This is a genomic window from Streptomyces sp. bgisy100 (assembly GCF_057709105.1).
Map to the genome: position 1 here is coordinate 20,965 of NZ_JBYITE010000067.1, position 9,377 is coordinate 30,341.

At 71.8% G+C, this 9,377-nt stretch carries 11 protein-coding genes; 8 read left to right on the plus strand and 3 right to left on the minus strand.

Annotated elements, in window-relative coordinates:
- The first annotated feature begins 2 nt into the window (after positions 1-2).
- Both AC3EQ1_RS29090 and AC3EQ1_RS29095 read left to right on the plus strand, forming a co-directional pair.
- Positions 3-1,394 carry a carbohydrate ABC transporter permease gene (locus AC3EQ1_RS29090; protein WP_432097308.1) on the plus strand — a complete coding sequence of 464 codons (1,392 nt, stop codon included), beginning with the start codon at positions 3-5 and terminating at the stop codon, positions 1,392-1,394.
- Positions 1,391-2,266, plus strand: coding sequence for a carbohydrate ABC transporter permease (locus AC3EQ1_RS29095; RefSeq protein ID WP_432097309.1), 876 nt, complete (start codon positions 1,391-1,393; stop codon positions 2,264-2,266). The genes AC3EQ1_RS29090 and AC3EQ1_RS29095 overlap by 4 nt, the downstream gene beginning before the upstream one ends.
- A gap of 48 nt (positions 2,267-2,314) precedes the next feature.
- Here AC3EQ1_RS29095 and dtd read toward each other — a convergent pair whose 3' ends face one another.
- Positions 2,315-2,740 carry a D-aminoacyl-tRNA deacylase gene (gene dtd / locus AC3EQ1_RS29100; protein WP_351515054.1) on the minus strand — a complete coding sequence of 142 codons (426 nt, stop codon included), beginning with the start codon at positions 2,738-2,740 and terminating at the stop codon, positions 2,315-2,317.
- Positions 2,741-2,881: 141 nt separating this feature from the next.
- On the opposite strand from dtd, the gene AC3EQ1_RS29105 reads away from it, so the two are divergent.
- A complete protein-coding gene (locus AC3EQ1_RS29105) occupies positions 2,882-3,463 on the plus strand; it encodes an RsiG family protein (RefSeq protein WP_388852666.1) in 582 nt (193 codons plus the stop codon).
- Between the two features lie 139 nt (positions 3,464-3,602).
- The gene (locus tag AC3EQ1_RS29110; RefSeq protein ID WP_432097310.1) at positions 3,603-4,844 is read left to right on the plus strand and encodes a GNAT family N-acetyltransferase; all 1,242 of its coding nucleotides are present in this window, start codon (positions 3,603-3,605) and stop codon (positions 4,842-4,844) included.
- 222 nt (positions 4,845-5,066) lie between these two features.
- On the opposite strand, the gene AC3EQ1_RS29115 is transcribed toward AC3EQ1_RS29110, so the two are convergent.
- The gene (locus AC3EQ1_RS29115; protein WP_432097311.1) at positions 5,067-5,840 is read right to left on the minus strand and encodes an ATP-grasp domain-containing protein; all 774 of its coding nucleotides are present in this window, start codon (positions 5,838-5,840) and stop codon (positions 5,067-5,069) included.
- A 353-nt stretch (positions 5,841-6,193) separates the two neighbouring features.
- Here AC3EQ1_RS29115 and AC3EQ1_RS29120 point away from each other — a divergent pair, with 353 nt between their 5' ends.
- Positions 6,194-6,562, plus strand: coding sequence for a hypothetical protein (locus tag AC3EQ1_RS29120; RefSeq protein ID WP_432097312.1), 369 nt, complete (start codon positions 6,194-6,196; stop codon positions 6,560-6,562).
- A 183-nt stretch (positions 6,563-6,745) separates the two neighbouring features.
- Here the strand turns inward: AC3EQ1_RS29120 and AC3EQ1_RS29125 are convergent, their stop codons facing one another.
- Positions 6,746-7,330, minus strand: coding sequence for a DUF6461 domain-containing protein (locus tag AC3EQ1_RS29125; RefSeq protein ID WP_432097313.1), 585 nt, complete (start codon positions 7,328-7,330; stop codon positions 6,746-6,748).
- Positions 7,331-7,532: 202 nt separating this feature from the next.
- On the opposite strand from AC3EQ1_RS29125, the gene AC3EQ1_RS29130 reads away from it, so the two are divergent.
- The 3 genes from AC3EQ1_RS29130 to AC3EQ1_RS29140 all read left to right on the plus strand — a co-directional run bounded on the left by AC3EQ1_RS29130 (position 7,533) and on the right by AC3EQ1_RS29140 (position 8,939).
- The gene (locus tag AC3EQ1_RS29130) at positions 7,533-7,913 is read left to right on the plus strand and encodes a helix-turn-helix domain-containing protein (protein ID WP_351515044.1); all 381 of its coding nucleotides are present in this window, start codon (positions 7,533-7,535) and stop codon (positions 7,911-7,913) included.
- A 19-nt stretch (positions 7,914-7,932) separates the two neighbouring features.
- Positions 7,933-8,502 carry a hypothetical protein gene (locus AC3EQ1_RS29135; protein WP_432097314.1) on the plus strand — a complete coding sequence of 190 codons (570 nt, stop codon included), beginning with the start codon at positions 7,933-7,935 and terminating at the stop codon, positions 8,500-8,502.
- Positions 8,503-8,600: 98 nt separating this feature from the next.
- Positions 8,601-8,939, plus strand: coding sequence for a DUF2516 family protein (locus tag AC3EQ1_RS29140; RefSeq protein ID WP_351515042.1), 339 nt, complete (start codon positions 8,601-8,603; stop codon positions 8,937-8,939).
- Positions 8,940-9,377: the final 438 nt, after the last annotated feature.

Consider the following 9,377-nt stretch of genomic DNA (forward strand, 5'->3'; position numbering starts at 1 on the left):
CGATGCCAGCCACCGCTCCGCCCGACACCGCCGTGCCCGGCACGGCTGCCCCGGTGCCGCCCGCGACAACGGGCGGCACCGGGGGCGACCCCCGCCGGCGGGCCACCCGGCGACGCCGGCTCATCGCCGGACTGTTCCTGCTGCCCGCGCTGCTGCTGCTCGGCGCGCTGGTCGCCTATCCGATCCTGTTCACCGTCGGCCGCAGCTTCTTCGACGCCGGCGGCACCCGCTTCGTCGGCGGCGAGAACTACGCCGAGATGTTCCGCGACCCGGCCACCCTCACCGCGATCCGCAACAGCACCATCTGGGTCGTGGTCGCCCCGGTGCTGCTCACCGGCCTCGGCCTGGTCCTCGCCGTCCTCACCGAGAAGATCCGCTGGGCCACCGCGTTCAAGCTGCTGATGTTCATGCCGATGGCGATCTCCTTCCTCGCCGCGGGCATCATCTTCCGCGTCGTCTACGAGCAGGACCCCGAGCGGGGCGTGCTCAACGCGGTGGCCGTCGGCGTGCACGACTCCTTCGACCAGGGGGCGTCGTTCCCCACCGCCCGGCCCCGCCCCGGCCAGGGACTGACGAAACAGCAGGACGGCTCCTACCGGACGGCTCCGAACCTCGGCCCGGGCAGCACGACCGCCCTCGGCCTGGTCGGCGTCCCGCCGAAGGACCTCCCCAAGAAGGCGAAGCCGGCGAAGGGCGCCGCGTCCGCGAAGGCGTCCGGCAGCGAACTCCGGGGCGTCCTCTACGTCGACTTCACCCCCGGCGGCGGCGGAAAGCCGGGCCGGGTCGACCCGGCCGAGCGCGGACTGCCGGGCATGACGGTCGAAGCGGTGCGCGACGGCACCGTCGCCGCCAAGGCCACCACGGCCGCGGACGGCTCGTACCGGCTCACCGGGTTGCGGCCGGGCAGCTACGCCCTGCGGCTCCCGGCGGCGAACTTCGCCGAGCCCTACCAGGGCGTCGCCTGGCTCGGCCCCGCCCTCGTCACCCCCGCGATCATCGGCGCCTACCTGTGGATCTGGACCGGATTCGCCATGGTCCTCATCGGCGCCGGACTGGCCGCCCTGCCCCGCGAGGTACTGGAGGCCGCCCGGATGGACGGCGCGAGCGAGGGCCAGATCTTCCGGCGGATCACCGTCCCGCTGCTCGCCCCGGTGCTGACCGTGGTCTTCGTGACCATGGTGATCAACGTGATGAAGGTCTTCGACCTCGTCTACATCATCGCCCCCGGTCCGGTGCAGCAGGAGGCCAACGTCCTGGCCATGCAGATGTGGCTGGTGTCCTTCGGCGGCGGCAACAACCAGGGGCTCGGCAGCGCCCTCGGCGTCCTGCTGCTGCTCCTGGTGGTCCCGGCCATGGTCTTCAACATCCGACGTTTCCGCAGGAGCCAGAAATGACCACCCTCCACGCCACCCCCCGGAAGCGGCCGGCGGCCCGGCTGGCGCAGTGGGCCGGCGGCGGGCTGGTGCAGGCCGTCCTGGCGATCATCGGACTGCTGTGGCTGACCCCGGCGCTCGGGCTCTTCCTCGCCTCGCTGCGCTCCGAGGAGGACAACGCCACCACCGGCTGGTGGCACGCCGCCACCGACCCCGGCGGGCTCTCCTTCGACAGCTACACCGCGCTGCTCAAGGACGCGGGCATCGTCCAGGCGTTCTGGAACACCGTGCTGATCTCGGTGCCCACGACCGTGATCGTGGTCGTGGTCGCGGCCCTGGCCGGCTACGCCTTCGCCTGGCTGGAGTTCCCCGGCCGGGACTGGATCTTCCTGATCGTGGTGGGCCTCCTCGTCGTGCCCGTCCAGGTCGGGCTGCTGCCGGTCGCCAAGCTGCTCGGCGGGCTCGGGCTCTTCGGCTCCATCCCGGGCGTCGTCCTCTTCCACGTCGCCTACGGACTGCCGTTCGCGGTCTTCCTGCTCCGCAACTACTTCGCGGAACTCCCCCAGGAGATGCTGGAGGCCGCCCGGATGGACGGCGGCGGCGAATGGCGGATCTTCGTACAACTCGTCCTGCCGCTGGGCCGGCCCGCCATCGCCAGCCTGGCCATCTTCCAGTTCCTCTGGGTGTGGAACGACATGCTCGTCGCACTGATCTTCGCCGACAGCGACTCCCAGCCGCTGACGGTGGCCCTGCAGTCGCAGATGCGGCAGTTCGGCAGCAACATCGGCGTACTGGCGCCCGGGGCGTTCCTGTCCCTGATCGTGCCGGTGGCCGTGTTCTTCGCCTTCCAGCGGCACTTCGTCCAGGGGGTCATGGCCGGCTCGGTCAAGTGACCTTCCCACCGCCGCGCCGGGCCCGGTCCGCGACCGGGCCCCCGCGCCTCACACCTCCAGCAGCACCGTGAACGGGCCGTCGTTCGTGAGCGAGACCTTCATGTCCGCTCCGAACCGGCCCGTTTCCACCTGCGCGCCCAGCGCCCGCAGCTGCGCGACGACCTCGTCGACGAGCGGCTCGGCGACCTCACCGGGCGCGGCCGCGTTCCAGGTCGGCCGGCGGCCCTTGCGGGCATCACCGTAGAGAGTGAACTGCGAAATCACCAGGAGGGGTGCATCGAGGTCCGAACACGACTTCTCCCCCTCCAGGATCCGCACGGACCAGAGCTTGCGCGCCAGTTGGGCCGCGGTGGCCGCGGTGTCCTCATGGGTGACCCCGACCAGCACACACAGGCCCGGACCCACGATCTCGCCGACCGTCTCGCCGTCCACGACGACCGCGGCCCCGTTCACTCTCTGCACCACTGCACGCATACGGACCATCATGCCCTGCACCCGTCCGGGTCCCATCAGGTGCGGTGCCGATGCACGTGCAGCGCGCACAGTGGCACGATGCTCACAGGCGGTGCGCACGTCGGTGACCTGGCGCCGCACCGGACGAGGGGACGGATACGCATGAGCACACCTGGAGCCGGGAAGACACCCGGTCCCGTACCTACAGCCCGTACGACCACCACCACGCGCCCGCCGACGCAGAGGACCACCTCCTTGTCCGACACACCGCGGCACGAGCTCCGGGAGCTGCGCCTCCCGGAACTCCGGGCGCTCCGCCGCGAGTCGCAGCAGGAGGAGGCCGATCTCAGCTACGTGCGGCGGCTGCTGCAGGGGCGGATCGACATCCTCGGCGCCGAGCAGGGGCGGCGGGCCGCCCCGGAGTCGCCGGTCGTCGACCGGCTGCCGGAGATCCTGGCCGACGGCCCCGCCCGCAACCGCTCGGCCCGGCACGTCTCGCTGCGCACCCCGCACGGCGAGGAGGCCCAGCGGCTGGCCGAGGACATGCTGGCCGAGGTCGAACTGTCGGACCTGGAGTCCCGGACGGACGAGGAGCTCCACGGCGCGATGGGCCGGCTCGCCCGCTGCGAACAGCAGCTGTCCCGACGGCGGCAGCAGCTCCAGCGCACGGCGGACGACTGCAGCGCGGAGATCGCCCGCCGGTACCGGGCGGGCGAGGCCCAGGTCGACGACCTGCTCGCCTGATCACGGAACGGCCTGATCACGGACCGGGGGCAGGGCTGCCGGCGCCCGGGCCCGCCGATCCTGCGGGGGCGGACGCGGGGCCGGGCGGCGCCCGGAAAATCATGTGCTCGGGCGTGGCGGGCTCACCTAGCGTGGAGACATGAGCCTCGATATCCGGACCATCGCCGACTCCGATCTGACCGACTGGATACGCGCCGTGTTCACCGGGTTCCTCCGGCCGCAGGAGGGTGTGGAGGAGGAGGCCGAGGCCCGGCGGGCGGGCATCGACCCGGACCGCACCCGGGGCGCCTTCGACGCGGGCCGGTGCGTCGGCACGTTCCGCAGTTTCTCCCAGGAGCTCACCGTGGTGGGCGGCGCGGCCGTGCCGGCCGACGCGGTCACCAATGTGACCGTCTCCCCCACCCACCGTCGGCGCGGGCTGCTCAGCCGGATGATGGCCGAGGACCAGGCCCGCGCCAAGGAGCGCGGCGATGTGGTCTCCACCCTGATCGCGGCGGAGTACCCGATCTACGGACGGTACGGCTTCGGCCCGGCCACCTGGGCCTCCCGGTGGCGGATCGACGTCGGGCGGGCGGGACTGGACCCGCGCTGGTCGGGCCCGGACGACGGCGGCCGGGTGGACCTGGTGGACGGCACGGACGTCCGCAAGCTGGGCCCGGAGCTGCACGAACGGCTGCGCGCCCGCCAGCACGGCGCGGTCGACCGCGACGAACGGTGGTGGCGGATCAACACCGGCGACATCCGTCTCCCCTCCGCGCCGTGGAAGGAGCCGTTCCATGTGCTGTACCGCTCGGCGGACGGCCGGGTCGACGGGCTCCTCACCTACAGCACCGACGACCACTGGACGGACAAGCAGCCGCACTGCCGCGCCACGGTGAGCGACCTCGTCGCGGCCACCCCGGCCGCGGAACGGGCGCTGTGGCACTTCCTGCTGTCGATCGACTGGATCACCGAGGTCACCACGAATTTCCGCGCCCCGGACGACCTCCTCCCGCTGCTGCTGCCGGACCCCCGCGCCGCCCGGACCGTCGAAGCCGCGGACTGGCTCTGGATCCGGCTGCTGGACGTGCCGCGCGCCCTGGAGGCCCGCACCTACCCGGCCACCGGCTCGCTGGTACTGGACGTCCACGACCCCTTGGGCCTGGCCGCCGGACGCTTCCGGCTGGACGCCTCCCCGGAGGGCGCGACCTGCACCCCGACCACCGCCTCGGCCGATCTGACGCTGGGCATGACCGAGCTGGGCAGCCTCTACCTCGGCGACGAGTCGGCGGTCCGGCTGACGGCACTGGGCCGCGTCACGGAGGAGCGCCCGGGCGCCGCCGCCCTGGCGGACACCCTGCTGCGCACCCCGCGCCGCCCCTGGTGCCCCGACGTGTTCTGACACCGCTTCCGGCCCCGCGCGGGCCTTGTCCGCACCTCGTTCCGGCCTCGCGCCGGCCTCGTCCGCACCTCGTTCCGGCTGAGGCCGGGCGGGCTTCCGGCTGAGGCCGGGCAGGTTTCCGGCTGAGGCCGGGCAGGTTTCCGGCTGAGGCCGGGCGGGACCGGAGCCGGCCCTGCCCGGCCTCAGCCGTACTCGCTCAGCCTCAGCCGTGGTCGCTCAGCCTCAGCCGTGCTCGTCCAGTGCGGGGACCGCGGACTCCAACACCACGTCCAGCGCCCGCTCGGGATCCGAGGCGTAGAGATGGCTGAACCACGCCATGTTCGCCTCCACCACCGCCCACTGGGCCTCGAGTCCCTGGCGGCCCAGGACCCGGCCGACGTCCAGCACACAGGCGCGCGGCAGCGTCCACCCGTGGGCGGCCAGCAGCTCCTGGACGAAGCCCTCCACCTCCGCGCGCTCCGGGCAGGAGGCGAGCGGAGCCGGATCGAGACGCCCGTACGTGGCGTAGCGGCTGCCGGTGCGGATCTCACCGTCGAGGAGGAAGAGCCGGAACTCGGCGGCGAAGGTGACGATCTCGCTCACCTGGACCGGCGTGCCGGCCGGCAGATGGTCCGGCAGGGCCTGCCCGTCGGGGTAGACGTCCGCCGCGAAGGTCTTGTCCACCGGCGGCTTGGCGAAGAACGCGTGCGGCAGCTCCCGGGCCGTTGAGAGCGGGAGTTCGCGGATGGTCCGGCCGGTGAAGCGGCGCGGCAGGGAGAGCAGCCAGTCGGCGGCCGGTTCGAGGAGCGTCACCCCGAGCTGCGGGGCCACGGCGGCGGCGAACAGCGGACCGCCGTAGAGGTGGGCCGGACGCAGCTCGCGGAGGCGGTCCGGAACCGTACGGGACGGCGGCAGTTGCTCGACCGCCAGCCCGCGGCCCGCGGCGGCCTGCGCGAGGAGCGCTCCCGTGGAGGTGTACTGCGGGGTGAGGACGAGCAGTCCCGGTTCCGCGCCCACGGCACTCATTCCGCGCCCGGCCACGTCCGCCGGGCCGGTCCCGGGCCGGCGGCCGGCCGACCCGGACGATGCCGGCGGCCGGCGACGTCCGGGCGGACCGCAACGGCCGACATCTCGAGGCCCGGCGGGCGACCCGGGGCGGGAAACGGCGTCCGATCGCTCATGAGCGGATCCTATGCAGGCCCCCCGCCCGGCCCCCCAGGGGGTTTGTGCCCCTGGGGGCCACAGCCGCCGACGCGGGCAAGCCGCATCGCGGTCACCAGCAGTCCCCTACCGGCCACCTGCGACCCCCGCAAACAAGCCAACTACCATGATCGCGCTCATACTTGACCGAAGAGAGGGCGCACACTCGCATGAAGAAGATCATCCGCGGGGCGGCGGTGCTGGCCGCCGCGACGGGACTGGTGCTGGGGACGCAGACCGGCGCGCAGGCCGCGGACCGAACGGGGAGCATCACCGGCGGATCGTTCGCCTACATCGACAAGAGCAACACCCTGACGGTGACCGACACCAAGACCGACAACGCCTGGGCGGAGGTCGTCGTGTTCAACAAGCGGTGGCCGGGCGGGGCCCTGGAATGCAAGGCCGAAGGCGCCGGGAAGACCAAGCGGTGCAGCCTCAACGGCACCGACACCCGGAAGAACGAGAAGATCGAGCTGTGGCTGCGGGTGCTCAACACCCACGGCAAGTTCAGCTCCAAGCGGTACTACACGACAGCCTGACCTGCCCCGGGACCACGGTCCGCCCCGGTCGGCCGGCCCCCCACGGCCGGCCGACCGGAGCGGTCACACCGGGAACGGCACCGCACGCGAACAACACAGCCCCGGACAGGAGCCTCCACTCGCCCGTCCGGGAACACAGCGGTCCCACCCGTGCGAACGAGCGGGACCGCCCACCGGACCGGGTCACCCGATCTTTGCGCTGCCGCAGGTGAAGGTCGCCTCCTGAAGGAGTTCCGGTGTGATGCGGACGCCGGCCAGATGCTCGGCCGGCGCGAACGCCGCTGGTGCGGACAGGTTCTGCGCGGTGTCGGAGGTCTCCTCCCAGAACTGGAAGCCGATGTCGTGCATGACCTTCAGGAGTTCGTCGGGGGCCGTTCCCCATCGGCTGTCGGGGAATCCGGGCTCGAAGGCCAGGCGGTTCATCGTGTCCTCGGCCCAGAGAAACGAGTCGGCGCCGTTGATGTCGACGAAGTGCGAGATCCAACTGGTGCCGGCGGATGCCGGCAGGGCTTTCTCCTCGGTGACGCCGAGACAGCCGCTGGGCTCGATCAGCAGCGTCCAGTCTCCGATGGCCGTCATAGCGATCAGCTGCCGGGCGTCGTCGGAGTCCAGGAGGCCGAAGGCCGCCTCCACCAGCTGCTCCGCCCCGGTCCGCGGAGACTCGTCCCGTCCCTGGAGACGGCGGAGAACCTCTGAAGGCCGCAACCTGTGCACCAGGGTGAAGCAGTATGCCTCCGCGAGGTCGGGGAAGCGTTCCTCGAACCACACCGTAATCGGCAGCGGACGACGTCATGCCCGAGATCCTCGCTGATGCCACCGACATCGGTGGCCAAGGCTGGGCCTGCGGGGGGCTGCCCACACCTCGCGGAGGCAGGACAACCACACCCGACCGCCCCGGAAACACAGCCGTCACACCACTTTTGCAAGCGCCTGCTTGCAAAAGTTAGCAAGAGTGAGGCAGCATCGAGGCATGGCTTCACTCAACGTCGGCAACCTCGGCGAGTTCCTGCGGGACCAGCGGCGCAACGCGCAGCTGTCGCTCCGCCAGCTCGCCGATGCCGCGGGGGTGTCGAATCCGTATCTGAGCCAGATCGAGCGCGGCCTGCGCAAGCCGAGCGCCGAGATCCTCCAGCAGCTGGCCAAGGCGCTGCGGATCTCCGCCGAGACCCTCTATGTACAGGCCGGGATCCTGGACGAGAAGGACCGGGACGGGCTCGAGGTGCAGAGCGCGATACTCACCGACCCGACGATCAATGAGCGGCAGAAGCAGGTGCTGCTGCAGATCTACGAGTCCTTCCGCAAGGAGAACGGGCTCGTGACGGACGACGAAGCCACCCGACCCTCGACCTGATAGCAGGAGGACCATCTCCATGGCCATCACCGACGACCTGCGCAAGACGCTCACCGACCCGACCCCCCTCTACGCCGCCGCCGGCACCGCGGACCTCGCGGCCGAGAAGCTCAAGGAGGTGCCGGCGCTGCTCGAGAAGTTCCGCGCCGAGGCCCCGGAGCGCATCGCGGCCGTCCGGTCCACCGACCCCAAGGCCGTGCAGGAGCGGGTGACCAAGCAGGCCAAGGAGGCGCAGGTCACCATCCAGAGCAAGGTCAACGAGGTGTGGGGCTCGCTCGACTCCGACCTGAAGAAGTTCGGCCAGAACGCGCAGGACTTCGCCCTCCAGGGCGTCGGCCGCGCCGCCGAGTACGCCGTCAAGGCCCGTGAGACCTACGACGAGCTCGCCGAGCGGGGCCAGCGCGCCGTGAAGACCTGGCGCGGGGACGCCGCCGAGGAGATCACCGAGATCGCGGTGGCCGTGGAGCCGGAGCCGGAGCGCAAGCCCGAGCCCACGGTCGGCGCGGTGGTGGCCTCCGAGAAGGCCAAGCCCGGCCCGGCCAAGAAGCCCGCGGCCCGCAAGCCCGCCGCGGCGAAGAAGCCCCAGTAACCCGCTGGGACGACGGACGAGCCGGGCACGCACTGCGTGCCCGGCTCGTTGTCCGGGTACGGTGACGGCGAGGGTCACGACTCGAGGTGGAGGACGGCGTGCTGGTACAGGGCTTTCATGACCTACTGAGCTGGCTCTACCTGGCCATCCTGCTCTTCACCGTGTTCGCCTTCGGTGACGCGGCCTTCCGCCGCGAGGACGCCTTCCGCGCCGCGGACAAGCAGACCAAGCCGTTCTGGCTGATCATTCTCGGCCTCGCCGTCGTGGTGAACCTGATCCCGGCGGGCCTGTTCTTCCTGGTGATCATCGGCCTGATCGCGGCCATCGTCTACATGGTCGACGTCCGCCCGGCGGTCCGCCGGGTCACCGGCCCCCGCAAGGGCCGCCGCGGCAGCAGCTCGGACGGCCCGTACGGCCCCTACAACGGCGGCCGCTGACCTCCACCGCACCGATAACTCAACAACCACTGGCCGAGCACCCACGTGCTCGGCCGGTGGGCGTTTCAGAGGCCGGACAGGAATCCCCCGACGCAGAGACTCACCCTCCAGCGGCGGCCCCGGGTGGATGGCATACGGACGAGGTGATCACCGACGCACGGGGCGCAGGGCGAGGCGAACGAAGAGACGCGGTGCCACCGGCCCAGTGGTCCGCACGTCAGGGGGGCCCCAGGACAGGGTGAACGCCAGGGCGCGGTGCCGCAGGGCAGGGTGAACGCAAGGGCGCGGTGCCGCCGACCCAGCAGTCCGGACGAAGCAGGTAGGGGCGCAGGGCCGGGTGAAGGCAAGGGCGCGGTGCCACCGCCCCAGCGGTCTGGACGCAAGGGAATGGGGCCGCAGGGGCCGGGTGAACGTCAGGGGGTGGGGGCGCAGGGGTGG

Coding starts and splice junctions, on each gene's coding strand:
- AC3EQ1_RS29110 (WP_432097310.1), top strand. CDS start 3,603: ATGAGCCTCGATATCCGGACCATCGCCGACTCCGATCTGACCGACTGG.
- AC3EQ1_RS29120 (WP_432097312.1), top strand. CDS start 6,194: ATGAAGAAGATCATCCGCGGGGCGGCGGTGCTGGCCGCCGCGACGGGA.
- AC3EQ1_RS29095 (WP_432097309.1), top strand. CDS start 1,391: ATGACCACCCTCCACGCCACCCCCCGGAAGCGGCCGGCGGCCCGGCTG.
- AC3EQ1_RS29130 (WP_351515044.1), top strand. CDS start 7,533: ATGGCTTCACTCAACGTCGGCAACCTCGGCGAGTTCCTGCGGGACCAG.
- AC3EQ1_RS29105 (WP_388852666.1), top strand. CDS start 2,882: ATGAGCACACCTGGAGCCGGGAAGACACCCGGTCCCGTACCTACAGCC.
- AC3EQ1_RS29135 (WP_432097314.1), top strand. CDS start 7,933: ATGGCCATCACCGACGACCTGCGCAAGACGCTCACCGACCCGACCCCC.
- AC3EQ1_RS29090 (WP_432097308.1), top strand. CDS start 3: ATGCCAGCCACCGCTCCGCCCGACACCGCCGTGCCCGGCACGGCTGCC.
- dtd (WP_351515054.1), bottom strand. CDS start 2,740: ATGCGTGCAGTGGTGCAGAGAGTGAACGGGGCCGCGGTCGTCGTGGAC.